The following is a 26,197-nucleotide window of genomic DNA, read 5'->3' on the forward strand; positions in this document are numbered from 1 at the left end:
CTGGAGCGCAAGGGCGGCCGCGAGATGGTGGGCCGTTGTCCGACCAGGCAGGACGCCCAGGAAGCGGCGGATTGGCTGGTGGACCGGTTCTCCCGGCTGGCGCCGGGGCTGCCGGTGACCGCCGACATCGAGGCGGGCGGCGGCCAGTTCCTCGTCATCCTGGCCACCGGCCGCCGCTGACCGGGGACCACCAGCGCACACTCGCGTCGAGCTGAACCGTCGGCCCACATCGACCCGCCCCGACGAAGGCTCACCCACGACAGCGACCCTGCGGTGCGAGTAGCGGCTCAGGACCTGCTGGCCGCGATCGACAGCCACCCGAGCGAGTCCTGCTGCCGGGCCTGACACAAGAGCCTTCCTTGGCACTCCGGTGTCGGCCGTCGGCCTGGTGGTGCTCCTCGCTGCCCGTCTGGGATCTCCGGGGATCGCTCGACGCCGGCCTTTTCCCAGGCCCGTTGCGCCCCGGCTGCGGTCGCCGTCCGGGACCACAGGGGCCTCCGGACGAGAGGCAGCCACCGGACGGCTTCTGTCGGTGACGGGTGATAGATGTTCACCAGGGCCGGGTGGCATGGCAGACAGGGGGAGGGCGCAGTGTCGGATGTGGTGATGTGCGGTCCGTTGGGAGATATCGCGCGGCAGGCAGGGCTGCAGGACGGTATCCACACCGAGGACGTCTATGCGGCGGCCCTGTGCTGGTGGGCGGCCGCCGTGGCCCCCTCGGCGGTCCTGCCGGTCGGCCACATGGAATGGCCTTGTCTGGTGTGGGGAGCCTTCCTGACCGACGACGCCCGGCCTCCACTGGTCACGGCCCTGGCCGCGGCCGGTATGGACTCCAGCCGTTTTCGCCGGCTCACCAGCCACCACGACATCACCACAACGGACAGGCTGCGGGCCGCTTGGCGCCGGTCCGCCCGGAGTACCCGGCCCGGCACCGGCTTCTCTCTGCTGCTCACCGGCAGCCCTGTCAAGCACCGCCCATCGAGGATGTTTTCCGATGACTCCCTCGCGTACGCGTTGCGTAAGGCCTGGGACGGCAACGAGTACCGCAACCTCGAACATCAGCGTCGTTCGCGCGCGAGCGGCCAGGCGGGGGAGGCCCCCAGGATCGGGGTGCTGTGGGAGATGTCGGCGGGCGACTGGAGGTACAGAGCACAGACGGAAGCGGCCTCCTCCAGCAGGTTCCTGGTCTTCCGCCGGAAAACGGTAATCCCCGGTGTCACGCTCCCTGGCCGCCGGATAGTGCCGGTGGCTTCCCAGGCCGTCGAGGGCCTCGCCCGGATCTACGACAGCCTGTCGCACCAACAGGTGCAGTTCACGATGACGGGTGAGGCCGCCGCGAAGTTCTGGCCGGTCCAGCTCAGCGCTGCTCGCTTCGACGATCAGGAGTCCCTGCCGGAGGACCAGTTCGTCCGACTGGACGCCCACACCCACCGGATCGCGGCAGCGCTCGCCCTCGCCGAGGACACGGACGTGATCACCGGCGGCCACATCGAGGCGGCATGGTCCCTGGTTGCTCGTTCCGGCCGGGATCGGGCCCGATTGCTCTGCCCTGATGCCCTGGACCTCGTCGGCGGCATTCTCGACGAGATCGGCGGGCAGGTCCGGACCGCGACCGGCTCGCCGCAGGCCCTGCCGCTGGGAGAACTGTTCCCGCCGGGTGGTCTCCATGCCGTCAGCGCGCCCGCCGCGGTGCCCGCCAGCGGGGTAAGGGACAGGAAGGGCCGGGTCAGGCGTGACGGGGCGGTCGTTCAGGACGTCAAGGACTGGTACGGCAACCAGTGCCAGATGTGCGGCAGCGTCCTGAAAATCCCGGGACCACGCCAGACGATCAGCGAAGGTGCTCATATCCGCCCGCTGAGCCAAGGCGGACCCGACTACACTGGCAACGTCCTGTGCCTGTGCCCGAACTGCCACACGCAGTTCGACCAGGGCGGCCTCTACCTGACCGACGACCTGCGCGTCGTGGAAACGGTGACCGGCACAGTGCGGCAGCGTCTGGAAACGGAGCCCGGCCATGACGTCGGCCTGGAGTACGTTCGCTGGCACCGTGCGCGATGGGCACAGTACATCCAGCCTGTCAGGCAGACGCGCGGAGGGCGCTGACGGACGCTAGGCCATTGCGGAGAGGCGGAGTTCGCGGGCTATGGCCGCGCAGCCGTCCGTTGCCGGCGACCGGCTGGGCTCGTTTGATGCGGGGCCGGCTGCACGGCCAGAACCGGGCGGCTCGCCCACACGGCTACGGGGCTGCCGAACGGTGACGGCCGTCGACCTCCAGTACCACCCGGATCACGGTGTGCCGGCGCTGCTGATGGAGCTGGAGGACCCACGCACCTGCCCCGAACTCCTACGGCTGCTGCGGCTACTCGTCCTGCCACCGCCCGCCTCGACGGCCGGATCACGCGGCAGCCGGGGCGCCGGCGTTGGTCAGCCCGAGAGTCGGACCCGCTGGAGGAGCCACTGCGTATCCTCGCTGTCAGCCCGGGAGGCCCAGCAGGTCGCGCAGAGCCTGGTCCTCTCGGACGGCGCCGGGCGGAGCCGTCCGTTCGAGGGCGGCCACGAGCCGCTGCCGGTCCCGCCGCCGCACGGCCAGTAGCGGGATCCGGCAGCGTGCCCCGGTGCGGCTCTCGAGCCGGAGGGTGTGCGGCCCCCGGCCGGCGTCCGCCTCGGCCGTCACCGAGCGCAGCTCCGCCAGCGGGACGGAGGTGCGGTGCAGGCCTCGGCGGACGGTGATCCGGCCGCGGCCCACGGTGACGGAAAGGAGGAGCACCAGCGCGGGCGCGAGGGCGCTCACGACCGCCGCGGCGGCGTACACCGGGGCCGTGGGGCCGCCGTCGAGCGCCTTGGGCAGGGAGATCAGCAGGCCGCCCGCCGCGAGGGGCATTCCGAGGAGCGGGTTCGGCCGTACGGAGATCGGCGCGGACGGGGGTAACGCCTTGTCGGTCATCATGGACCTCCGTGGATGCCCCTGGCTTCAGCCGGGGGAGGAATTGGACTGCCCGTGTAGCGGGTCAGGTGGCTGCGTTCGCCCCGGGGCGGACCGCGGTGCTGTGACGTGCGGGATTCGAGCTGCACGGATTGCCCCGCTAGGTTGTGGGTCATGACCACGGCTCACGTGAAGCGGGCGTTCAAGTACCGCTTCTATCCGACGGATGCGCAGGCGGCTGAGCTGTCGCGCACCTTCGGGTGTGTGCGGAAGGTCTACAACATGGCGTTGCAGGCCCGTTCGCAGGCGTGGACGCTGCGTCAGGAGAGAGTCAGCTACAACGCCACGTCGGCGATGCTGACGGGGTGGAAGAGGACCGGGGAGCTGTCCTTCCTGTCCGAGGTGTCGTCGGTTCCGTTGCAGCAGGCGCTGCGGCACTTGCAGGGGGCGTTCACCAACTTCTGGCAGAAGCGGGCGAAGTACCCGACGTTCAAGTCCCGGAAGAAGTCCCGCAGGTCCGCCGAGTACACGTCCTCCGCGTTCCGGTTCCGGGACGGCCGGCTGACGCTGGCGAAGATGGACCAGCCGCTTCACATCGTGTGGTCCAGGCCGCTGCCGCAGGGCGCTGCGCCGTCCACGGTGACCGTGTCGCAGGACAGTGCGGGGCGCTGGTTCGTCTCGCTGCTGTGCGAGGACCGCCCGTCGGTGCCCGCACCCGTGAACCCGGCCGTGGGCGTCGACGTCGGTGTCACCAGCCTGGTGGCGCTGTCCACCGGGGAGAAGATCACCAACCCCCGGTACGGGCGCGAGGACCGGGAACGCCTGGCCAGGGCCCAGCGGGAGCTGTCCCGCAAGGTCAAGGGCAGCGCCAACCGGGAGAAGGCCCGGCTCAGGGTCGCCCGTGTGCACGCGCGCATCGCCGACCGCCGCAGGGACTTCCTGCACAAGCTCACCACTCGGCTCGTCCGCGAGAACCAAACGGTCGTGATCGAGGATCTGACGGTCCGGAACATGCTCAAGGGCCGGACGCTCGCCCGTGCCATCGGTGACGCGGGCTGGGCCGAGATGCGGTCCATGCTGGAGTACAAGGCCCGGTGGTACGGCCGGGACCTGGTGACTGTCGACCGGTGGTTCCCCAGCTCGAAACTGTGCTCGGCCTGCGGCGCGACCGCCGCGAAGATGCCACTGAACGTCCGCGAGTGGGAATGCGCCTGCGGCGCACAGCACGACCGGGACGTGAACGCGGCACGCAACATCCTGGCCGCCGGACTGGCGGTTACAGCCTGTGGAGACGGTGTGAGATCTCAACGGAGCACTCCGGGCGGGCAGTCGTCGGTGAAGCAGGAAACATCCCGACCGCAGCGCTCACGCGCAGCGGCTCAGCCGCGAGGCTGAGGGGAATCCCCCGGCTTCAGCCGGGGAAGGAAGTCAAGTGCCGTTCCTGTCGTCGAGAGGTACGGAGCGCGAGCCACCGCGAGCGGCGGGCCGCCCCCGCGAGGAGAGGCGGCCCGCCGTGGTGTCGTCGAAGGGACAGTATCGAGTCGGCCGTAGCCGGTGTGCGTCGGCCGGGAACCGGGGCCGGTCAGCCCTCGCAGATCTTGCGCCAGACGTCCAGGCTCTTGTCCGTCCGGGCCGGGAGGACGCCCCTCAGCGCGCCCAGCCCCTTCAGTCCGAGGGGTGAGTCAGGTAGCCGGCCGCCTCCCCGCAGTCCCAGACGGACGTTCCGCTGCTGTACTTGTCGGCCACCAGGCCAACCTGGGTGACGGTGGTCACCAACCAGGCTGCCCCGGAGATTCCCCCGGCGACGGCCGCGCAGGGCAGCGCGCCCGCGAGGGCGCAGCTCGCCGCCACCGTGCCGGAGGCGGCCCAGACAGCTGTGGCGACAGAGTTGATGTGCGAGATCACGTCGGAGTGGTCATGGGCGAACTTCTTGACGTTGCTCCAGCCCCAGAGCCCCGCCGGGTCCGTCTGGTTGAGCGGATCGGCGTTGGCGTAGCCGTATGTGCTGAGGGTCTGTTCGACCACCGGGTCGACGCTGAGGAACTGAGCCGTGGCCGGGTCGTAGGAGCGGGCCCGGAGGTACACCAGTCCGCTCTCGTCGTCGCTGTACTGGCCCGCGTACCGCAGCGCGGTCGACGCGGAGCCCGTGTGGGAACTGACGGCGCCGTAGGGCGTGTAGGCGTACGCTCCGGCCACGGAGCCCGAGGCGTCGGTCAGGGCCCGGGTGGAGCCCAGCTGGTCGTGGAAGAACCAGAGGGTGCCCGTGCCGGTGATCTGCTCGACCGGCAGGTCGTCCGGTCCGTAGACGTACGAGGACGAGCCGTCGGAGAGCAGGTTGGGCTGGACCTGTGGGTGCGGTCACACGAGTTGGCGTCGGGGCAGGACGGGGCGGTTGCCGCTGAGGCAGGGCATGACGAGCGCGATGACGGTGTCCGCGCTGCGGGAGCGGATGCCCCGGCGGACGATCGGGCGGGTCCTGGTGTTCGTGGACTCGATCAGCCCGCCTGTCACCTGCTGGTGATCAGGGTGGCGGCCGGTCCGCTGATTTTCGTCCAGGTGGCGGCGCCGTTGCTGGGTGCCTGGTAGATAGCGCTGTGGTCGGGCGCCAGGCGGTAGATGTGGTCGGCGGTGACGGCGAATTCGGCTCCCGCCTCGCTGACCGGATCCCAGAACCGGGGAGTGCGGGCGTAACGCAGGAAGGTGCCGTGATCGGGACTGGTGGCGAACAGGTCGGCCGGTCCGGCGTAGAGGTCCTGGGCGTGGCCGCCGATGAGGGTCCAGTCGCTGCCCGTACCGTCCCATTGGAACACCTGGCTGCGGTCCGGTGAGAGTCCGTAGAGGTGGGTGTCGCTGACGGCGAAGGTCGCCCCGTCGTTGCCCACGTAGGTCCAGATTTCCCTGGCTGTGTCGTAGCGGAAGATGCGGCCGTCGCGCGGGTCGGTCGCGAACAGGCCGGCCCCGCCGCCGTACAGGCGTCCGGCCGGGCCTCCTATCTTGGTCCAGCTCGTTCCGGTGCCGTTCCAGCGGTAGACGCCGGTGTGGTCCTGGGCGAGGCGGTAGAGGCGGGTGCCGCTGATGGCGAAGTCGGCACCGGGTTCGCTGACGGGTGTCCAGTTGCCGGGGGTCCCGCTGTAGCCGAGCAGCCGTTTGTCGTCGGCGCTGACGGCGAACACGCCGGCGCCTCCCGCGAGGATCCGTTCGGTGGGACCGCCAATGGGTGTCCAGGCCATGTCCCGGCCCTGCCACTGGTAGACGGCGCGGTGGTCCGGGGCGATGGAGTACAGCGTGCCCGGAGCGGAGGCGACGACCACGGGTTGTCCCGGCTGCTGGAGAGCCGTGTCAGACGGAACGCCCTGGGTGTCGCGGTTCCGCGGGGTGCTCGACGTCTCGGGGGCGGGTGTCGCGTCGGCCGGGGTCGGTGCCGACCCGGGGGTGGGCGTCACCTCGACCGAAAGCGGGGCCGAAGGCGAGGCCGCAGCCTGCTGCGGTCCGGGGGCAGCGGTTGCGTCTGCCGGGGCCGGGGCCGGGGCCGTAGCCGACGCGATGCCGGCAGCCGGCCGGTACGTGTCCGCGGACGTGCCGGCCGCGGAGGGGGACGGGGACGGACTGTGGGCCTCGGTGACCGCCGGCACACGGTAGGAATCCGCCAGGTACGGCACCGGGATGCCCGGTGCCGGTGCGCTGAAGTGCATACCGAGCAGCACTCCGACCAGTAGCAGGGCGAGGGCCGCGAACAGGATGGTGCCGGTCCTGCGGCGGGTGCCCGCGGCGCTGGGGGCGCCTGCGGCGTGCGGGGCGTTACGTGCCTGGCCGAACGGGGCGATGAGGCCGGTCAGGCGATTGTCCGGGGCGTCGACGACCTCGCCGCGGACAATCCGGGGTACCGGTGAGCGCGGTACGACGGAGGTCGCCCCGAGCACCTCCCGGCGCCGGTCGGCCAAGGCCTCCCGCACCGCCACGAGGTCGGCGTCCAGGCGCCACAGCACGGGCAGACGGGCCCGCACCCCGTCGGTCACCACCAGCTCGGACCCCGGCTCCCGGCCCTCGTCCGCCCGGCCCTCGTCCGCCCGGGCGTGCGTACGCTCCTGATCGGCCAGAAGCCCGACGGCGTCCTGCTCCCGCTGCGCCGCCTGTTGCGCCTCACGTGCACTCTGCCTGATGCGCCGCACCTCGGCCAGGCAACGCGTCGCCTCCCGCAGCCGGGCCCGCCGCAGCTGCGCCGCGCCCCCGCCGGGCGCCTGCTGCGAAGCGGGGCACGTGTCGTCCTCCGCGTCGTCGCCCAGTTCACCCCGCAGCTCGGCCACGACCTCCACCAGCACACGGATCAGTTCATCCGCCTCCGCGACCCCCTCCTCGGCCTGTCGCTGCGCCTGGCGGGCCAGGTCCAGCGCCTGCTGGGCGGCGAAACGTCCCGCCTCGGGCGGCCGCAGTCCCCGGGCCGCCAGGGTGGCTTGTTCGTGCAGGCGGGCAGCACGTTCCAGCAGCACCGTCCGGGCCCGCGGGTCGGTCACGCGGTTGTGGACCAGCCGCTGGAGCAGGTGCCACGGGATGTCCTTCTCCCCGGAGCGGTATTCGCTCCAACTGGTCTTGCCCGCGGGGTAACGCCGGGCGAGCTCGCGGACGGTGACCCCCGATGTCACCTCCCGCACGAACCGGGCCAGGGCATCCGCCTGCTCGGTCTCCCCCTTGAGGCGCCCCTGCGGACGTCCAACACCAGCCACCCCGTGCCCCCTTGTCCTGTCCGGCGGCCGGACCTGATTGTCCGCCGCCCCCTGACCCTCAGTCGGCTTCTTGTAGATGAACAATCAAGCAGGCTGCACTGCGGAGTCTCCACCGATTCCTCGAACAACGTGCCGGGGTCGCCGGGTCGGCGGGCCGGCGCCCCCGGGCCGGTCATCTGGTCGAACCGGAAACTGACGCTACATCAATTCTCTTGATCCAATGGATCATTGGCGAGAGGGGAGTTCCCGGTGGCTGGTTCACACACCCTTCGCCCGGCAGCAGCCCTGGCCGCCGCCGCGACGGCCGCCACCGTGCTCCTCGGCCCGGCACCCGCCGCGGCCGGCCGACCCCGCCCCGCCGACCCCCCGCCTTCTGCTCACCCCCGCCTTCTGTCGCTCCCGTCGAACGCCGCCGAGACCGGCACCGTGGCAGCCCTGAACACCGCGGGCGACGTCCTCGGGGGAGTGCTACCCGAAGGCGGCTACGCACAGTGAAACCGTCGCGGCCCGGAGGCGGGGGCCGCGGCCAGGAATTGATACGTGCCCGAAGCGGGAATAGCCTGGAACCATTGAGAGTTGGCGGGTGCCCGATGCGTCGGCCCCGCTGAGCGGTACTGCGTCCAACCGGTACTGCGTCCACCGGTACCGCGTCCATCTGCTGGGGGCGCCCCATGCACACCCACCCGGCACGGGCCCTGGCCGTCTGTTCGCCAGGGCACGGCAGACTCCACCTCTTCGTCGGCGCGCACGACGGCGCCGTACGGTACCGGGTGTTCGACGGCCGCTGGCACGCCTGGCACGCGCTGGACCGCCCCTGGCCCTCGCCCGGCGCCCCCGCGTTCACCGGCGCCCCCGCGTTCAACTGGCTGAGCGCGACGGCGGCCGAGGGCCGCCCGGTCGAGTTGTTCGCCCTCAGCGCGGCGGGCGAACTGTTACGTCTACGCCCCGGCGCGGGGGAGCACCCGCACTGGACCTCGCTCGGCACGCTCGCCCGGGGCGGCTCGGCGACCGGTTTCACCGTCGTGTCGAGCCGCCCCGGCGATGTCCACCTCGTCCTGGACGCGGGCGCCCACGGCTGGGAGTTCCTGCGCGGACACCCGACCAAGGGGCCAGTTGTGCTCCGCACGGGCGAGCGCGCACCCGGGCACCTGACGGCAGTGCCCGTCGCGCCCGGCCGGATCGACCTCCTCCTCGCCGACACCCGCGAACGACGTCTGCTCCGCGCACACCTGGAGAGCGACACCCCGCCGATGCGCGAGCCACCGGTGTGGGAGGAGCTCGGCCCGCTCCCCGACGGCGACGAACGCTCCTTCACCTGCCTCGCCGCGACGGAGCGTGACGTCTTCCTGGGCGGCGACCACGGCCTGCGGCACTCCGCCCTGGCACCCTGGCTCGGCTGGGAGCAGGTCGGCGGCGACCTCACCGCCCCCGACACGACCGGCCCCCGACTGGCCGCCGTCGCCTCCGGCGGCGGCCGCACCGACGTGCTCGCCGTCTGGGCCGGTGCCGCGCTGATGCACCGGCGCTTCGACCGCGGCTGGCAGGACTGGCAGCTCCTCGACCTGCCGGACGCGCCCACCGGCAGCTACCCCGTGCTCCGCGCGGACGACCTGGTCACCCTGACCGTCCGGAGCCAGGGCCTGCACGAACAGACCCGGCCCGACGGCACGGTCCAGCTGGTGGCCGACCCCGGTGGCGGCCACCTCCTGGTGGACGTCCCCCCACAGCACCTGGCCGAGACCGTGGTGGAGTCCGGTCAGCCGCCCCAGGGCTTCCTGGCCGGCCCTTCCACCCTGTGCTTCGCCGTCGGCCCGGACCCGGTCACGCTCACCGTGGCCGGCCTGCTCGACGCGATGAACCGCCTGCCGCTGATCGTCACGACGGCCACCACCGCCGACCTGCTGGCCCGGCTCGAAGTCCCCTGGAACCTGCTGCTCACCCTGCAGCCGGACGCCCGGTGCACCCACCGCACCCTGCCCGCCACCGGCACGGCCGGCGGCACCGAGCTGTGGCACAGCCGCATCGCGGGCCCCGACGGACACCTGACGGCGCGGCCCCTCCGGTCCCTGGCCGACGGCACCGACCACGGCACCCCGCTGGACACCTGGTACGACCGGATCGTCGCGGCCGCCGCCGAGAACCCGGCCGTCCCCCTCACCGTCGACCGGCTGATCCTGAGCGCCTACGGCGCCCGGTTCTCCGCCGCCGCCCACTGGCCCCAACTGGAGTGGGCCCAAGACGCCGCACTCGGCCGGGACTTCCACGTCAAGGTCTCCGCCCCCGGCGCCCTGTTCCCGTTCGGCCACCGGGCCGCCTACATCGAGGTCTCCGACCGCCGGTTCGACGGCACGGACCCCGCCGTGGCCGCCCTGCACCGCAAGGCCTTCCTGATCGTCACCGAGCCCGTCCGCGACGACTACGGCATCGGCGCGGGCGGCCCGCACGAACGCCGGTTCCCGTTCCAGAGCGTCGCGATCGACCCCGGACAGACCGACGGCCTCGACGACGCCTCCTGGATCCCGGTGGGCTCCTCGGCCGCCCCGCCGAGGTGCTTCTGGCCGACCAGGGCCGGCACCCCCGTGGTGTTCACCCTCCAGGCCACGGCCGGGCAGGAGTACGTGGAGCTGAACCTGCCACTGCTGTTCGTCGAGGACGCCGCCACCGGCGCCGGCTACGGCGCGGCACTCGACAGAATCTACGGAAACGGTCCGAGCACCGGAGCCTTCGCGAGCCTCGGCCGCCCCCTCTGCGACATCGCCGCCCGCATCCCGCTCGTCATGACGTCCCCGACCCAGGCGGTGGAGGACGCCGTGCAGGAGGTGCAGTCGATGACCTTCGGCGGGATCGGGGCCGGGCTCTCCCCCAGCGGGGTCGGCTTCTACCCGCAGGTGACCCAGCTGGCCGTGGGGCTGCCGGCCGTCCGCCGGCTGCTCGGCCCGCTCCCGGCGCTCCCCGCCACGATCTCGCAGGCGCTCGTCGACACCCCCTGGGGCAGCCCGACACCCGAAGCGCTGCTCGACCTCGTCACACCCCGGACGCTCGACTTCGGGGCCGCCGGGGCCCGGGTCGGCGGGCTGTCCGCCCCCAACATGACCGTGTCGCAGATCTCGCGCACGCTCGGGCCGGCCGTCAGCGACGCCTTCCAGACCGTTCCCTCGAAGCTGTTCGCCCCGGACGCCACCCTGTTCGGCGTGGTCCCGCTGAGCAGCCTCATCGACGTCGTCAGCGCACCGCCGAAGCTCCTCTGGGTCGGGCAGCAGACGCCCACCCCGTCCGCGGAGCTGACCTGGCACCAGGGCCTGCAGAAGTCCTTCCCGCCGTTCACGCCCGACACCGGGTGCGCGCTGGACCTCGACGTCCGGGCCCTGTCGGTCGACGGGAAGCCGGAGATGCACGCCACCGGGACGATCAGCAACTTCAAGCTGATCGTCCCCGACGTCGGCGCCCCCGCGTACGTCGCCCTCACCTTCGCGTCCGTGACCTTCACCGCCGACCCCGGCAAGCGGCTCGACCTCTCCACCCGCCTGACGAACGTCACACTCGGCGGGGACCTCGGGTTCCTCGCCACCCTGGAGCAGTACCTCCCGCTCGGGGGGAACGGCCCGAGGATCGACACCTCGGCGACCAGCATCACGGCCTCGTACACCGTCGCCGTCCCCAGCGTCGGCCTGCTGGTGTTCAGCGTGCAGAACCTCACCGTGCAGGCCGGCGTCACGCTGTCGCTGACCGACCAGCCGATCGTCATGGACTTCGCGTTCGGCACCCGGGAACGGCCGTTCCTGGTCACCGTGTCGGGCTTCGGCGGCGGCGGGTACCTGGAACTCGGCCTGAGCGCCGGCGGCACCGACAGCGGCCTGCAGCGCTTCACCGGCGGGATCGAGTTCGGCGCCGCCATCGTCATGGACTTCGTCATCGTGTCCGCGGAGGTGCACGTCTTCGGCGGCGTCGTCTTCGCCAAGAACGGCACCGACACCGAGGTCACCGGCTATCTGCGGATCGGCGGCAGCGTCTCGCTGCTGGGGCTGATCAGCGTCTCGATCGAACTGACCCTCAGCCTGACGTACGACTCCACCTCCGGCTCGCTGAGCGGTTCGGCCCGGCTCGTGATCACCGTGGACCTGACCTTCTTCTCCAAGTCCTTCACGCTGGAGTGCCACAAGTGCTTCGGCAACTGCCCGCCCCCCGCCGGGCTGCGCCGCCCCCTGAGCGGCGCCTCGACCGCCTCGGACCCGTCGGTCGAGGCCGCGCTCGGGCCGCAGGGGCAGACCTTCCCGTGGCAGACCTACTGCCGGGCGTTCGCAGGGGAGTGAGCCATGTCATCGACCGGCCCGGAGAGCCTGACCGGCCTGGAGAGCCTGACCGGCCCGGAGAGTTCGACCGGCCTGGAGCGGCAGTTCGTCTGGACGGTGCTCCCGGCGGGCCGGCTGGCGACCGTTCCCGGCCAGTCGGTGCCGATGGCGCTGCTGTCGGTGCTGCTGACACCGCGCCTGCTCGCCCCGGACGGAGCCGCGCTCACCATCGCGGACTTCGGGATGCAGGACTGGCCGCGGCGGCTCGCCGGGGTGGGCTTCGACGTCCGGCGCGGCGGGCGGGCGCTGCCGTCCGTGCGCGTCCCGTACACCGCCCTCGACGGGAGCACCGTCCAGTTCCCCCCGGACCGGCAACTCGCCGTCTGGCAGACGCTGTTCGCCGCCACGATGCCGGTGGAGCCGTACCGGGCCACCAGCTACGACGGGCGGGCCACCAAGGCCTTCCCGGCCGGCCGGGCCGGTACCGACGTCAAGGGCATCTACGCCGCCACCGCCCAGGCCCACGCCGCGCACCGCGGCGCGGCGCCGGAGAGCCACCCCGGGCTGCGGGCCGCGCTGCGGGCGATCGGCGAGCAGTGGCAGCCCGGCCTGCTGGCACCCGCCGGCGCCACCCCGGCCCACGCCACCCCGACCGGCGCCACACCGCCCCACGCCACCCCGACCGATGCGACGCCGGCGCTCGCCCAGGCGTACGCCTTCTACCGGCGCGGCGCGCCCGACACCACGCCACCGGACCGCCTGGCGACGCCCCCGCCCGCAGACGAGTTCCACCAGGGCATCGCGCACCTGGCCGACCACCCCGTCCTGCTGCGCGCGCTCGGCCTGCTGGTCGACCTCGCCGTACCCGCCTCCGCGCTCACCCCGGTGGACCAGACGCACCCGGCGGAGCTGAGGGTGGTGCCGCTGTGGCCCCAGCCCGACCCGAACCCGTCACCGGGCTGGAGCGCAGCCGCCCAGACCGACCTCTCGCCCGCCACCGCCTACACCGTCACCGGCACCCGCTTCGTGCCCTCCTCCGTCGACGGTCCGACCTCCACCGGCTTCAGCGGCGGCCTCCTGCCGCTGACCGGTGCCGGTCTCGCGCCCTCCGCGAACCCCCGGTTCGAGCTGCTGCCCTTCGACGTGGACGGCGCCGCCCTGCGACTGGTCAGCACGGCCCGGTCGGACGCGTCGTCGCCCCCTCCCGGGGAGTCGTCCCCCGTTCCGGTCGGGGCACTGCCCGCGCTGCACTCGACGGGCTTCGCCCTGGTCGACCGGGCGCGGGAGGAGGAGCACGGCAAGCAGCTCCAGCGGGCGCAGCAGCGCGGCACGCCGGCCGGCCTGCTCGCCTCCGCCCTGCTGGCGGACTCCCTGCTCGGCGGCTACCGGATGGACGTGTTCGACGACAGCCGCCAGACCTGGTACTCGCTGTGCCGGCGGCGGGTGCACCACACCGTCGGCGGCGTGCCGCTGCTGCCCGACGGCCTGCTGGAGGAGGGCTACCTGCGGCCCGGCCCGGTCGTCACCGGCTTCGGCGACGCCGACGCGCTGTACCTGCACGAGATCGTGGCGCGCTGGGACGGCTGGAGCCAGGTGGCCCAGCGGCCCGAGCGGGTCACCGCCACCGGGGACACCCTGCCGGTACCGGTCACGTCGGGCCTCGACACGGTGGTGGAGTGCGACACCGGCTCGCTGCCACGGCTGCGGTTCGGCCGCAAGTACCGGATCCGGGTCAGGATCGCCGACCTCGCCGGCGGCGGGCTGCGCGTCGAGGAGGTCGGCGCCGCCGACGCCCAGTCGGACCTCGTCCCCTACTGGCGCTTCGAGCCGCTGCCGCCGCCGGAGCTGGTGCCGACCCGGGAGTGGGACGACGGCGACGGCCACGACCGGATGGTCATCCGCAGCGACCGCGGCACCTCGGCGGACGACTACGCGACCCTCCACGGCTACCGTGCCCACGACCTGCGGCACCTGCTGCCGCCGAAGTGCTCGCTGGCCCTGGCGCTGCAGTACGACGGCGCCTTCGACACCGCGCTGGGCCCCGCGGCGCCCGGCACCGAGGTGAGCCGGCTCTTCGCGGTCGCCGAACGGGCCGACCGCGAGCTCACCGACGTCCAGGGCGCGCGTACCGTCCCCGCCGGGCCGCCCTCGCCGTCCTCGTACGTCGTCCTGCCCGAGACCGACGCGGCCCTGCCCTGGCTGGCCGACCCGAGCGGCGTGTGCGCCGCCCTGAACGCCCGGCCCCGGCCCATCGACCCCGGCAACGGGCGGCCCGGTCAGATCGACCCGCCCGACGACGCCGTGATCGCCATCTGGCAAGGCACCTGGCCCGACCTGCAGACCGCGTCCGTACGGCTGGAGGCGGCCGCGAGCGGCTGCACGGTGAGCCGGGCGGACCCACGCCACGTCACGGTCGCGCTCGGCCCGGCCGAGCAGGTGACCTTCGACATCCCGTCCTGCCTCACGTTCGACGACGTCGCGCTGTTCGGCATCGCGCTCTGGCAGGGCGTCGACCCGAACGTGCCGCACCTGCCGGCCTTCCAGGACATCGTCGCCGGCCGGAACCGCCTGATCACCCCGCCGTGCACGGTCACCCTGGTGCACGCGGTGCAACACCCCCTCACCGACCCGAGCGGGCAGCTGACGCCCAGGCGGGGGCCCGGCGACCGCGACACCGTCCTCGGGACGGACGCCTTCGCGATCGACATCCCGAGCACCGGACGGATCGACCTGCACGCCGACTGGACCGACCAGGACGACAGCCCGCCGGCCGCACCGACCACCACCCGGCGGATGGCGCACGTCGGCTCGTACGAGGTCCAGCACCTGCCTCTGCTGGAGGCGCTGCCGGAGATCCGCCAGGAGTTCGGCGACACCCGCCACCACCACGTGAGCTACGCCGTGACGGCGGTGTCCCGCTTCGAGGACTGCTTCGCGCGCATCCTCGCCACCGATCCCGGTGCCTGCACCGCCGCCGGGCAACTCGGCGACATCGACGTGCCGAGCACCGTGCGCCCACCCGCCCCCCAACTGCTCGACTGCGTACCGTCGTTCGGCTGGACCCGCACCACCGACGGGCAGCGGTCGCTCACCCGGCTGCGCCAGGGCGGCGGCCTGCGGGTCCTCCTCCAACGGCCCTGGTACGTCTCGGGCGACGACGAGGCCCTGGCCGTCCTCACCTTCCCGCCCGGGCCGGTCCCCGCCGAAGCCCTGCGGTACGTCGCGGTCGCCGGACGCGACCCGATCCGGGACACCGGGGCACCACCCGCCGTCCTCACCGGAGCCCAGGTCAACGCGGCGCAGCGGGCCCAGGTGACCCTCCCCGAGCTGCACCGCCTGCTGGACGCCGCCCTCTACCCGGTCGAGTTCGACGCCGAGGGCGACCGCTGGTTCGCCGACCTCGACCTGACGCCGGTCGTCTCCGCCTCCTACTTCCCGTTCGTCCGGCTCGCCCTGGCCCGTTACCAGCGGTACACCATCCCGGGTGTCCCCGACGTGTCACAGGTGGTGCTGACCGAGCCCGTCCAACTCGCGCCACAGCGGCGCCTCACGGTCACCCGCAGCGCGGGGCAGGCGGGCGTCGTCCTGGAGGGCCTCGGGCCGGGCGGCGCCGGGAACACCGTCCGGACCGAACTCCAGGTCCAGGACCCGGGGGTGACGGCGCCGGACGGCGTCACCGGCTGGTCCACCGTCCTGACGGCCTCCGCCGTCCTCGGGCAGACCATCACGATCAGCGTTCCGGACACCGGGCAGCGGGCCCAGCGCCTGGTCGTCCGGGAGTTCGAGACCCGGCCCGTTCCCGCCGGCGCCGACACCACGGGTCGACCCGTGTTCGTCGACGTCGTAGCCCTCGGAACGTGGTGACGGACGTCACCGCGGCTCCACGACCGAAGAAGCGATCATGGCAGACATCTTTCCCGACACAGGCCAGCTCCGGCTCGCGGACCAGGCCACCAGCGGCCTCCTGCCCCTCGTCGTGGACAAGGTGGCGACGTCCTGGTCCGTCCTGGTGGTGGCCCTCGGCCCGAACTGCGCACCCCTGGGCGCGAGGCCACCGGACATCGAGCTGAGGGCGGGCTCCGGAGTGCTCACCACCGTCGCGCAGGCACCCGCCAAGTCGTCGATCGTCGACGGGACCGGGAGCGCGGTCGGCACCGCGTCGTGGACCAGGGACGCCAACGACGTCTTCACGGTGCAGATCGACATCTCCAATCCGGGGGAACGCCCCTGGGGCCTGCGGATCACGAACACCGACCCGCAGGAACTCGGCTTCGTCTGGTCCACGGGGCGGACCCCGGCGAAGACCCAGCAGCCGCGGATCATCCTGGACCGTACCCCCCTGCGGATGACGGTGGCCTTGGGCGAGACCGTCCCGGACATCACGATCCCGATCTCCAACATCGGCACCGGACCGCTGCACGTGAACGGTCCGGGCGACCAGCCCATGGGTGCGGGCTACGTGCTGAAGAACTTCCCGGCCAGCCTCCCGCCCAACGCCTGCGACCACCTCCAGATCGGGATCAGCCCCGTGTCCGAACCGATCGTCACCAGCCTGCAGACCGCCGACTTCGTCCTGCCCTGCAACGACCCGGTGACCCAGGAGGTCACCCTGCAGCTGTCACGTGACGAGAAGGGCAAGGACGTCAAGGACGTCAAGGACGTCGCCAAGGAGAACAAGGACGACAAGGACGACAAGGAGCGGAAGGAGGCCAAGGAGGACAAGGACGCATTCAAAGAACACCCCGCCGAGGGCATGCACCCGGCATCCGAAGTCAACCACCCGCCCGAGCACTTCATCCCCCCGGCGCAGCGCCCCGACCTCGCGGACAGCGCCCTGCGGGACGAACCCCCCGAGCCGGGACGGACCGAGAGGTAGGCGCCGCATGTGGCTGGTGCTCTGCGATCCGGCGGACCGGGCCGCCGTGTGGGCGTGCGAGGGGCTGCGCGAGCGGGGGCTGGAACCCCTGGAACTGCTCTCCCCGCAGACCCTGCTCAGCTCCACCAGGTCGGTGCACCGCGTCGACCGCCTCGGCGCGAGCTTCGAGATCACCCTGCCCGACGGGCGCGTCCTGGACAGCCGTGACGTCGACGGCGTGCTCAACCGGGTGGCCTCCGCCCCCTTCGGGTACCTGCCGTTCACCACCCACGCCGACGCCGCCTACGCCGCCCAGGAGCTGGACGCACTCCTGCTCAGCCTGCTCACCTGCCTGGCCCCGGTCTCGGTCAACCGGCCCGCCGGGTACGGACTGTGCGGCGCCTGGCGCTCGACCGCCGAGTGGACCGCACTCGCGATCAGAGCGGGGCTCCCCGCCCGGCCGGCCCGGATCTCCAGCAGCCCCGACGGCGAACCGCGAGCGGCCCCGACCGGGCGCGGCGACGTCCTGGTGCTCGGCGAGCACGTCTTCGGCGCACCCCCGGCCGAGGACGAGGAGCCGTACGTCCGGCTCGCCCGGCTCGCCGAGGTCGACCTGCTCGGAATCGACCTGCTCGGGGCCGACGTGCCCGGGGCCGACCACCGCCGCGACGACGGTCGGCCGGCGGTCTTCGCGGGAGCGAGCCCCCTGCCCGACCTCCGCCCAGCCGGCGCCGCCTTCCTCGACCGCCTGTACGAACACCTCACCGGGCTCCCCCGGGGTGCGCCGTGATCGTCGTCTGCGGCATCGCCAGCGAGTCGCCGCTCGCCCGGGTCAGGGCCGAACTCGACAGCCTCGGCCTGCCGTACGCCATGCTCCACCAACGGCGCTTCGAGGAGCTGCCGTTCGAGGTGGAGGCCACCGGCGCCGCCGTCCGGGGACGCATCCCGTACGACGGCGGATCCATCGACTGCGCCACCGTCACCGGCATCTACCTCCGGCTGATGGAATGGCGCAGACTCCCCGAAGTCCGCGAGGCGGGCGAGGACACGGTACGCAGGTGCCGGTCCTGGCACACGGCCCTGAGCACCTGGGCGGAGCTCGCCCCCGGCTGCGTGATGAACCGGGAGAGCGCGATGGCGTCCAACACGTCGAAGCCCCACCAGGCCCAGCTGATCCAGCAGTCCGGATTCCGGGCTCCGGAGACCCTGGTGACCAACGACCCGGACCTCGTCCACGAGTTCCACGCGCGGCACGGCGAACTGGTCTACAAGTCGATCAGCGGGGTCCGCTCGATCGTCCGGACCCTCGACCGGGAGGCCCTCGACCGGCTGCCGCTCATCCGCTACTGCCCGGTGCAGTTCCAGCGCTACGTCACCGGCACCAACGTCCGCGTGCACACGGTCGCCGGCGAGGTCTTCGCCACCCGGATCGAGACCGACCGGGTCGACTACCGCTACGCCCGGAGCGACGGCGGCCGGGCCGAACTCTCGCCCTGGCAACTCCCCGACGACCTCGCCGAACGCTGCCTGCACCTGGCGGCACGACTGGGGCTCGCACTTGCCGGCATCGACCTGATGCTGGCCGACGACGGCGAGGTCTACTGCTTCGAGGTCAACCCCTGCCCGGCCTTCAACTACTACGAGGCCAACACCGGCCAGCCGATCGCCCACGCCATCGCGCTCGCGCTCGCGCGGCACTGAGGAGAAGGAGACTCCGATGGCCCAGCTCGTCCTCACCGGCCAGATCCACGGCCAGACCACCACCCAGTGCAACTTCACCATCGCCGTGAACGGCGGTGACCAGGTCGGGCCGGACAGCGTGGTCCTGGACCAGTCGATCTTCAACATCCCGGACACCGACGCGTCGATCGACATCCAGGCGGCCGCCCTCGACCAGACCAAGTACGGCACGCCCACCGCCCACCTCGACATCGACTCCTCCGGCACCGTCCAGGCCACCTTCCCGCCCGACGGCAACTGGCCGCCACCCGCCGTCACGTCCTCCGACTCCGGCCAGACGATCCAGCTGACGGTCCACTTCTCGCCGCTGCGCGACGTCACCGAACAGGCACGCGTCAGCCTGGCCCAGACCGGCAGCGACTACCCGGGCAGCCCGCCCGCCCCGCCACCCGGCGACATGAGCTTCCGCACCCCCGGCGTGGCGCTGCCGCCGGCCGCCTACTCCCCGCCCCCGGGCGTGACGGACAGCACCTTCATCGCCTCGCCGTCGATCAGCGGCGGCGCGATCCAGGTCGAGACCCGCAGCGTGACCCCCGGCGGCGAGGCCGTCGTCCTCCGGCTCCCCGGCATCGACGCACCGCAACTCGTCGCCGTCTACTGGCCCTCCGGCGTGTCCAGGGCCCCAGGCGGACCGCCCGCGCCCTTCCTCGTCTACTTCCACTCGGGCATGGCCCAGAAATCCCCGGCCTTCTACAACGAACCCCGGGACCGCCACGACCCGACCACCGGCAGCACCTACCCCTTCGGCTGGGACTACCAGTTCTTCGGCCTGCTCAAGTACCTCCAGTACATCGGCGACCCGTTCCTCACCAACCCCTCCGCCAAGGGACTCCCGCTCCAGATCGACGGCGCCGCCCGGAACGTCGTGCTCGTGCTCCCGCTGATGCGGGTCGCCGGCAACCCCTGCGACGAGATCTCGTCGTTCGCGGACGCCACCGTCCTCCAGGAGTACCTGCCGGAGATCCAGGCCCTCATGCTCCGGCGCAGCGGCAACTTCCAGTTCGGACCGATCGGCCGCCTCGGCATGGCCTCCTTCAGCAGCGGCCACGCGGCCCTCACCTGCTTCCTCGGCAACACCGCCAACCAGGCCCACCCGCTCTACCTGGACACCCTCCAGGAGGTCTACCTGTTCGACCCGCACGCCGACCTGGTCTCCGAGACACTCGCCCCGCTGACCCAGGTCGCCGCCTGGGCCAGGCGCGGCACCTCCGGTACCAAGACCGCCCGCCTCTACACCCAGAACGACCCCGCCCAACTCTCCCCGCTGCTCACCCAACTCGGCGTCACCGCCCCCGGCCCCGCCCCCTTCGACGCCGCCACCCCGGACGACCGCAACTCCCTCACCTCCCTCCCCCTCGCGGCCTGGAACACCCTCGCCACCCAGAAGGGCAGCGCCGTCCCGTACGCCAACACCGGCCAGGTGCACCAGGTGCTGTCGGCCCTCATGCTCACCGACGCCCTGCGCCGCAGCCGGTTCTGACCCGCCCCCCGCTCCCCGAGCCCTACGCCGGCACACTCCTCGACCACCTCTTCGAGCGGCCGACGGCTCCGGGAAGGTGTGCCGCTGGATGGCCCCATGTCCGGGACGGGAGTGGGGAGTTGTCCCGGTTGTCCGGAGTCGAGCGGAAACGTTCCCAGGGTGGCTTTTGCAGCAGTCGCCACAGCGGGTCTACCGGCCGGTGCGGGGAGTAGCGTTTCGTGCTGGCTCCCTGGTTCCTCGCGGGGGCTGCCCTGGCCGACGGATCACGGCCACCGGCCGGGGCTGGACGTCGATCACACGTAGGTTGAGTATGCCCAAGCCCGACCGTAGCCATCGAGCGCGCCCGAAGGCGCCCTCGATGGCGGTGAACGCTATCAGTCCCGTCCCGCCGTGCGGGCGGGTCATCGGGGTGTGCGGGGCGCGCGTGCCCGTGGCCCTTCTCGCTCTGGACGGCGCCTAGCGGTACGTCGCCGCGCTCGCCCTCGGCGCGCTCTCGCGCGGCAGCGCTGTCACCTGGTGGCGGCTGACGCTGCGTTGACATCGGCGGGTGCAGGGAACGGCCGCGGGCCGGTCCCCGCACCCCGTGCACCCCCGCATCCCGCGTACCCCCCCGCCCGGCTCGCACGCCGGACTTTGACGGCCATCCCAGGATCTGCATATGCCACAGGCATCATCTTCTGGGCCCGGCACCGCCCCGGGCCCGCCCCACCGAACCCGCCGAACCGGACCCGACACCGGATTCCTGGCGTTCGTGGCCCTTGTGTACGACCGCTACCTCGACTACGCCACGGCCCGGCTGAGGGATGGCGCGAGCGGCGCGGCCGCCGTCGAGGAGGCTCTCGCCCACGCCCACGCGTGCTGGGCGGCCCTGCTCGCCGGTCCCTCGCCCGCCGGTGACGCCTGGTGCGTGCTGCGCGCCGCGGTGACCGCGCACCGCCCCGGCGCCACCGCGTCGCGGCCAGGACCGGTCGACCTGCTGCACCGCCACCTGCCGGACCCGCTGGCCGACGCCGCCCTCCTCCACCACGGGCTCGGTCTGTCCGTCTTGGACGTGGCCCGCCTGATGGGCACGGACCCCGGCGCGGTGAGGGCGGGGCTCCGCAGCGCTGACCGGCTGATCGCCGCAGGCGGGGCCTTCTCCCTGATGGAAGGGAGGGCGCCCAGGGCCTGAACGACATCGCTGCCACCCGCCGCCACACGTTGTGCGCGGGCGGATGGCGGCGCACAAGACTGTCCAGCGCCGCGCCGCGCGCCACCCCCTTTGGGTGATGCACCGTCAGACACGTGGCGCTTTCAGTCATGCGATCTTTACAATGGGCGCTCAACAGCCGTGCGGCCTGCGATGGTTGCCAGGAGCGAGGGGCGCTGTGGGGTCCAAACGTGAGATCGACGTCACCGTGCCCAGCTCGGCACGCATCTACGACGTGCTGGCGGGCGGGAGCCTGAACTTCGACGCCGACCGCGCCGCCGCCGAGTGCCTGCGCGAGCGGGTGCCGGACATCGACGCACTCGCACTCGCCAACCGGTCGTTCCTGCACCGCGCGGTGAGGGCGCTGGCCGCCGAGTACGGCATCCGCCAGTTCCTCGACTGCGGTTCGGGCCAGCCGATGACGCTCAACGTCCACCAGATCGTCCAGGCCGTCGACCCGAGGTCGCGCGTCGTCTACGTCGACAACGACCCCATCGTGATCGCCTACGGCCGCGAGTCCCTGGACGAGAACGACCGCACCGCCATGCTCAACGCCGACATGACGGACACCGAAGGCATCTTCGAGCACCCGGCCGTCAAGGAACTGCTGCGTCCGGACGAGCCGACCGCCGTCCTGTTCGTCGCCTCGCTGGAATGCCTTCCGGACTCCGCCCAGCCGCGCAGCGTAGTGCGACGCATCGTCGAGCGCCTGCCCCCGGGCAGTTTCGTGGTCATCAGCCACGCCGTCAGCGGCGACCCACAGCTGCGTGGCGACGTCACCAGGATCATGGCCGAGCAGACCGGCGAACTCTGGGGCCGGGTACGGGAACAGTGGGAGGTCGACGCCTACTTCGACGGCCTGGCCTTCGAACAGCCCGGCCTGGTCGACGTCGCCGACTGGCGCCCCGAGTCAGCCCTTCAGCAGGCCCTGCGCTCCAGCCAGTGGCAGCAGTACGGGGGCATCGCCCGCGTTCCGCATCCTCAGTCGGCCGACTAACGTCCCTCGAACCGCTTCAAGGCCTGCGTCAGGATGTCCATGCTGCGCCGCCGGTGGGCCGCGCCCTGGCTGATCTTCAACATCAGCTGTACGTAGGATTCCATGTCCGCGCTGGCGTTCTTGCCCTTGCGCACCTTCTTGCGCGCGCTGGGCTCCCCGGTGTCGGCGGGGTGGTAGGTGGACGAGCTGAGGCCTTCGATGTAGACCATCTCGGGCGGCCCCTCGGGCTGGAACATCAGGTGGGTGAGACCGCTGACGGGCGTTGCGATGGTCTGGTCGAGTGGCACGACGCGTACCTTCACGCTCGGCATGTCCGCCACGTGCAGCAGGTGACGCACCTGCGCCGCCATGACGGCGGGACCGCCGATCGTCAGCTGCAGCGCGAGCTCGTTGATCATGAGGACCGTTCGCGCGGGCGGCGAAGCGAAGAAGCGCCGCTGCCGCTCCATTCTGGCGCGGACCCTGTGCTCCGCGCGCTTCTCGTCGACGGCCAGGTGGTGGCCGGCGATGATGCCGCAGGCGTAGTCCGGCGTCTGCAGGAGCCCGGGGATGATCGTGGTCTGGTAGGAACGCAGCTCCCGGGCGACCGGCTCCAGCCCCAGGTAGGTGCTGCAGTGCGCGGCGACAGCACCCTCCCACTCCGGGGCCTCGAACCATTCGAGTTGCCGGCCCCGCTCGACCAGGTCCTGTAGCTCCCGCAGTTCCCTGGAGTCGATTCCGTAGACCTCGGCGAGGGTGGCGACGATCTCGCCGGAGACCGGCGTCTTGGCGGACTCGATGCGCGACAGCGTCGAGTACGACAGTTTGGATTCCGGCAGCAGGATCTTGCCGTGCGCGGCCGCCCGCTCCTGGGACAGGCCTCGCCGGTCACGGGCCCGGCGCAGGCGTTCTCCCAGGACCACCCGGTCCGCCGTGGGAGTGCCCCGCACCGGCGGCGCCGGCTTCTCGGTGCGAGGGTTCAGCGGCAGGACGGCGGCGAGGCCGTGGTCGCTGGCGCCTTCCGCGGGCTGGAGCGGGCTCTCGCCTTCGGCCGCGCGAGCGCCGATGGGGCGCTCGTCGGCGGGAAATTCGGCAGATTCGGAAAGGGACGACACGCGGACTCCGTAGGCGATTCGGGTGGCCTGACACCAATGGCCCACATCCTCCCACACGCCGTGCCCGCGTGCCGTCACGCGGCAGAATCCCGGTCAGAATATGAAGCTAATCTGACTTATCTGATTCTTGAATCTCCCTTTAGGCGATCAAGTGGTCGAACTCGTTCCGCTTGGCGCCGTCGAGGAACGCCCTGATCTCACCGCGCGTGACGATCAGGGCGGCACCCTCTGGGTCGCGGGAGTTGCGGATGGCCACGTCGCCGGTCGGCAGCCCGGCCAGCTCGACGCATTCGCCACCGTCTCCGTAGCTCGCCTGCGCCTTGACCCAGGCGACATCCTCGATCAGCGCGGCCGACATTCCATTGGTGAAGCCCTGCATGTGACCTCCCGCATTCGACGTACTCGACTGGCGGCCTTCGGGTATGACCGGAGCCCGACCCGGACATCCCTCGGACAGCCTGGGGTGCTGCAATTGCAGCACCCCGTGAGCCATGAATGCTAGCCATTTATTTTCGAACACCGCACCGGCCGAATGGGGGATCTGAATAGCGATTATCTGCTTAAATTCGGCTGCTGATCGGCGTGGCATGGTCGGGGGCGGGGAAGGCGGTTACCGGCATCGGGGGCTGCATCCTGGTGCCTGTCGGTCCGTCAGGCCGATCCCGTCCGGAGCCGGGGAGTGCCGGGGCGGCGCGGTGAACGACGTGTAGTGCTCGGTTCCGAGGATCCGATACCTGACGTCCTCGGGCAGACGGGCCAGGATTCCGGGGAGCGGGCGCGCGCACTTCGCCTGCGGCGGCGCACATCTCGTCCCAGGTGGGCATCGGCTGCTCCGTTTCGGGTGCGTGGTCAGGCGGGATCGGCGGCGGGCGCGGTCCTGTCCCGCTGGTCGGGGATCTCGGTGGCGTACTGGCGGGCCTGGAGGAGGTAGGAGGAGCGGTAGCCGCTGTTCGGGTCGGCCATCAGCTGCGCGTGGGTGCCCTGTTCGGTGAGCCGGCCCTCGCGCAGGACGTAGATGAGATCGGCGCCCGCGGTGGCGGCGAGGCGGTGGGTGATCAGGATGACGGTCAGGCCCTGGTCGGCGAGTTCGCGGATGCGGGTGAACGCGGCGATCTCGGACTTCGCGTCGAGGGCGGAGGTGGGCTCGTCGGCGATCACGAGGTGGGTGGGGCGTCCGCCGGGCCCGGTGGTGGTGGCCCGGTGGTGGGTGCGGGCCATGCCGACGCGCTGCCACTGACCGCCGGACAGCTGGACGCCGCCCTTGAAGCCGCGGGCGGCGAGGGTGTCCCAGCCGTTGTCCTGGGCGTCGATGATCGGGTGCAGGTCGGCGTAGTCGGCCGCGCGCTTGAGCAGGGCCGGGTCGTCGCCGTGTTCGGGCCGGCCGATCAGGACGTTGGCCCGCAGGGTGAGCGGCCACTGCTGGAAGCCCTGTTCGAGGACGGCGGAGGAGGCGAACAGCTGGTCCCGGTCGGCGGTCGCGGCATCGACGCCGTCCCACAGCATCCGGCCGGCATCGGGCAGGTAGAGGCCGGTGAGGATCTTGACGAGCGTCGACTTGCCGGAGCCGTTGTCGCCGACCAGGGCGACGACCTGCCCGCGCGGGATCCGCAGGGTGATGTCGGACAGGGCCGGGCTCGTGCGGCCGGGGTAGGTGAAGGTCACTTCCTCCAGGGTGATGGCCGCGGGGCGGTGCGGGAGGTCGGTGCCGCCGGCGGGGATGGCGCGCCGGTCGGCCTCGCGCTGGAGGCGGTCGAGGTCGGTGACGAACAGGGCCTCCTCGTACAGGTTGTTGACGGTGCCGACGAGGGAGGTGATGTCGGCGGCGCCGGTGCGGATGCCGACGACGGCGGTGCCCGCGACGGCGAGCGCCATCTGCCCGTCGTGGACGAGCCAGCCCAGGACGGCGAAGGTCGCGGCGGCGGCCAGCCCGGAGAGGACGGAGGCGAGCAGGGAAGTGGTCGCGGTGGCGCGGGCGAGGCGGTTCTGCTCCTGCTCGGACGCCTCGGCCATCGCGATGTAGTGGCCCAGGATGAACGGGCCGATGGCGTGGACGCGGACCTCGGGCGCGGAGTGCGGCTGGGTGAGCAGCTGGGCGAGCAGACTGGCGGCCCGGTGGTGCTGGAGCCAGGCCATCACGGAGCCGTAGCGGCGCCGGGCGGAGCGGACCGCGCCCCACCCCTTCGGCGCGGCGATGAGCACCAGCATGGGCAGCAGCACCGGGTCGAGGGTGAGCAGGACGCCGCCGGCGGCCACCATGCCGAGCAGGGCGGTGAGGACGGCGATGCTCTGGCCGATCAGGCGCCGCACGGCCGCCGTGCCGTACCTGGCGGACTCCAGCAGTCTGCTGAACTCGGGGTCCTCCACCGCGGCCAGCTCCACGCGGGCCGCGCGGCGCAGGTAGGCGACGGTCGCGGCCCGCTCGGTCTTGGGCTCCAGCCGGCCTCCCGCCCAGGAGGAGACCACGCCCAGGACCGCGGACAGCGCGGAGGCGCCGCCGATGGCGAGGGCGGCCGGCAGGGCCGCGCGCAGCAGTTGGTCGGTGCTGCCGGAGGCGAACAGGGAGGCGAGGGCGCGGTTGGTGGCGAGCAGGCCGAAGGCGGCGGCCAGCGCCCGTCCGGTTTCGGCGACGGCGATGGCCACCAGGGCCACCCGGTCGGCCTGCCAGGCCAGTCGCAGGGCGGTGCGGAGCATGCCGGGGATCTGGCGGGCGACCGTGAGGAAGCTGATCCTGAGCATGGTCTGCTCATGGGAGGTGAACCCCCAGTCGGGGAGCAGCCGTCCGCCGAACAGGAACTGCTCACTGTCGGAGACGTGGTCGGTCGGCGGCGGTTCGAACGGCGCGGGTTCGGCCGACGGGGGTTCGGCCGACGGGGGTTCGGCCGGACGGGACTTCAAGCGGTCTCCTCCAC

General features: G+C 72.2%; 17 protein-coding genes and 1 pseudogene. 11 read left to right on the forward strand and 7 right to left on the reverse strand.

Going from position 1 to position 26,197, the window contains the following annotated elements:
* Together AB0R04_RS34340 and AB0R04_RS34345 are read left to right on the forward strand one after the other, a co-directional pair.
* Positions 1-180: pseudogene (locus tag AB0R04_RS34340) on the forward strand (hypothetical protein); the annotation flags it as partial.
* 411 nt (positions 181-591) lie between these two features.
* Complete coding sequence (locus AB0R04_RS34345; RefSeq protein WP_363377510.1) at positions 592-2,103, forward strand: HNH endonuclease; 1,512 nt, start codon at positions 592-594, stop codon at positions 2,101-2,103.
* A gap of 370 nt (positions 2,104-2,473) precedes the next feature.
* On the opposite strand, the gene AB0R04_RS34350 is transcribed toward AB0R04_RS34345, so the two are convergent.
* A complete protein-coding gene (locus tag AB0R04_RS34350; RefSeq protein ID WP_363377511.1) occupies positions 2,474-2,947 on the reverse strand; it encodes a hypothetical protein in 474 nt (157 codons plus the stop codon).
* 150 nt (positions 2,948-3,097) lie between these two features.
* Here AB0R04_RS34350 and AB0R04_RS34355 point away from each other — a divergent pair, with 150 nt between their 5' ends.
* Positions 3,098-4,318 (forward strand): RNA-guided endonuclease TnpB family protein, encoded by a 1,221-nt coding sequence (locus AB0R04_RS34355; RefSeq protein WP_363377547.1) that lies wholly within the window; start codon positions 3,098-3,100, stop codon positions 4,316-4,318.
* A gap of 270 nt (positions 4,319-4,588) precedes the next feature.
* Here AB0R04_RS34355 and AB0R04_RS34360 read toward each other — a convergent pair whose 3' ends face one another.
* The 3 genes from AB0R04_RS34360 to AB0R04_RS34370 all read right to left on the reverse strand — a co-directional run bounded on the left by AB0R04_RS34360 (position 4,589) and on the right by AB0R04_RS34370 (position 7,644).
* Positions 4,589-5,119, reverse strand: a complete 531-nt coding sequence (locus AB0R04_RS34360; protein ID WP_363377512.1) for an RHS repeat-associated core domain-containing protein — start codon at positions 5,117-5,119, stop codon at positions 4,589-4,591.
* A gap of 162 nt (positions 5,120-5,281) precedes the next feature.
* Positions 5,282-5,434, reverse strand: coding sequence for a hypothetical protein (locus tag AB0R04_RS34365; protein ID WP_363377513.1), 153 nt, complete (start codon positions 5,432-5,434; stop codon positions 5,282-5,284).
* Positions 5,431-7,644 (reverse strand): hypothetical protein, encoded by a 2,214-nt coding sequence (locus AB0R04_RS34370; RefSeq protein WP_363377514.1) that lies wholly within the window; start codon positions 7,642-7,644, stop codon positions 5,431-5,433. Before AB0R04_RS34370 ends, AB0R04_RS34365 begins: the two co-directional genes overlap by 4 nt.
* A 671-nt stretch (positions 7,645-8,315) precedes the next feature.
* Between AB0R04_RS34370 and AB0R04_RS34375 the strand changes: the two genes are divergently transcribed.
* The 8 genes from AB0R04_RS34375 to AB0R04_RS34410 all read left to right on the forward strand — a co-directional run bounded on the left by AB0R04_RS34375 (position 8,316) and on the right by AB0R04_RS34410 (position 22,194).
* Positions 8,316-11,954, forward strand: a complete 3,639-nt coding sequence (locus AB0R04_RS34375) for a hypothetical protein (RefSeq protein WP_363377515.1) — start codon at positions 8,316-8,318, stop codon at positions 11,952-11,954.
* Between the two features lie 3 nt (positions 11,955-11,957).
* Positions 11,958-15,797, forward strand: coding sequence for a hypothetical protein (locus AB0R04_RS34380; RefSeq protein ID WP_363377516.1), 3,840 nt, complete (start codon positions 11,958-11,960; stop codon positions 15,795-15,797).
* Between the two features lie 37 nt (positions 15,798-15,834).
* Positions 15,835-16,809, forward strand: a complete 975-nt coding sequence (locus AB0R04_RS34385; protein ID WP_363377517.1) for a hypothetical protein — start codon at positions 15,835-15,837, stop codon at positions 16,807-16,809.
* Between the two features lie 7 nt (positions 16,810-16,816).
* Positions 16,817-17,578, forward strand: a complete 762-nt coding sequence (locus AB0R04_RS34390; RefSeq protein ID WP_363377518.1) for a hypothetical protein — start codon at positions 16,817-16,819, stop codon at positions 17,576-17,578.
* Positions 17,575-18,489, forward strand: a complete 915-nt coding sequence (locus AB0R04_RS34395; RefSeq protein ID WP_363377519.1) for an ATP-grasp domain-containing protein — start codon at positions 17,575-17,577, stop codon at positions 18,487-18,489. The genes AB0R04_RS34390 and AB0R04_RS34395 overlap by 4 nt, the downstream gene beginning before the upstream one ends.
* Before the next feature lie 16 nt (positions 18,490-18,505).
* Positions 18,506-20,008 (forward strand): hypothetical protein, encoded by a 1,503-nt coding sequence (locus tag AB0R04_RS34400; protein WP_363377520.1) that lies wholly within the window; start codon positions 18,506-18,508, stop codon positions 20,006-20,008.
* A 751-nt stretch (positions 20,009-20,759) separates the two neighbouring features.
* On the forward strand, positions 20,760-21,179 hold the full coding sequence (locus AB0R04_RS34405) for a hypothetical protein (protein WP_363377521.1): 420 nt from the start codon (positions 20,760-20,762) through the stop codon (positions 21,177-21,179).
* Positions 21,180-21,375: 196 nt separating this feature from the next.
* Positions 21,376-22,194: an SAM-dependent methyltransferase gene (locus tag AB0R04_RS34410; RefSeq protein WP_363377522.1), complete on the forward strand. Its 819-nt coding sequence runs from the start codon at positions 21,376-21,378 to the stop codon at positions 22,192-22,194.
* On the opposite strand, the gene AB0R04_RS34415 is transcribed toward AB0R04_RS34410, so the two are convergent.
* The 3 genes from AB0R04_RS34415 to AB0R04_RS34425 all read right to left on the reverse strand — a co-directional run bounded on the left by AB0R04_RS34415 (position 22,191) and on the right by AB0R04_RS34425 (position 26,183).
* Positions 22,191-23,288: a helix-turn-helix transcriptional regulator gene (locus tag AB0R04_RS34415; RefSeq protein WP_363377523.1), complete on the reverse strand. Its 1,098-nt coding sequence runs from the start codon at positions 23,286-23,288 to the stop codon at positions 22,191-22,193. The two genes, AB0R04_RS34410 and AB0R04_RS34415, sit on opposite strands and share 4 nt — an antisense overlap.
* A 139-nt stretch (positions 23,289-23,427) precedes the next feature.
* Positions 23,428-23,667: a DUF397 domain-containing protein gene (locus AB0R04_RS34420; RefSeq protein ID WP_063351721.1), complete on the reverse strand. Its 240-nt coding sequence runs from the start codon at positions 23,665-23,667 to the stop codon at positions 23,428-23,430.
* Positions 23,668-24,137: 470 nt separating this feature from the next.
* Positions 24,138-26,183 carry an ABC transporter ATP-binding protein gene (locus AB0R04_RS34425; protein WP_363377525.1) on the reverse strand — a complete coding sequence of 682 codons (2,046 nt, stop codon included), beginning with the start codon at positions 26,181-26,183 and terminating at the stop codon, positions 24,138-24,140.
* Between the last annotated feature and the right edge of the window lie 14 nt (positions 26,184-26,197).

Origin of the sequence: Kitasatospora sp. NPDC056731 (assembly GCF_040687675.1) — a bacterium.
Classification (GTDB): Bacteria; Actinomycetota; Actinomycetes; order Streptomycetales; family Streptomycetaceae; genus Kitasatospora.

Coding starts and splice junctions, on each gene's coding strand:
- AB0R04_RS34350 (WP_363377511.1), bottom strand. CDS start 2,947: ATGATGACCGACAAGGCGTTACCCCCGTCCGCGCCGATCTCCGTACGG.
- AB0R04_RS34355 (WP_363377547.1), top strand. CDS start 3,098: ATGACCACGGCTCACGTGAAGCGGGCGTTCAAGTACCGCTTCTATCCG.
- AB0R04_RS34375 (WP_363377515.1), top strand. CDS start 8,316: ATGCACACCCACCCGGCACGGGCCCTGGCCGTCTGTTCGCCAGGGCAC.
- AB0R04_RS34380 (WP_363377516.1), top strand. CDS start 11,958: ATGTCATCGACCGGCCCGGAGAGCCTGACCGGCCTGGAGAGCCTGACC.
- AB0R04_RS34385 (WP_363377517.1), top strand. CDS start 15,835: ATGGCAGACATCTTTCCCGACACAGGCCAGCTCCGGCTCGCGGACCAG.
- AB0R04_RS34390 (WP_363377518.1), top strand. CDS start 16,817: ATGTGGCTGGTGCTCTGCGATCCGGCGGACCGGGCCGCCGTGTGGGCG.
- AB0R04_RS34400 (WP_363377520.1), top strand. CDS start 18,506: ATGGCCCAGCTCGTCCTCACCGGCCAGATCCACGGCCAGACCACCACC.
- AB0R04_RS34420 (WP_063351721.1), bottom strand. CDS start 23,667: ATGCAGGGCTTCACCAATGGAATGTCGGCCGCGCTGATCGAGGATGTC.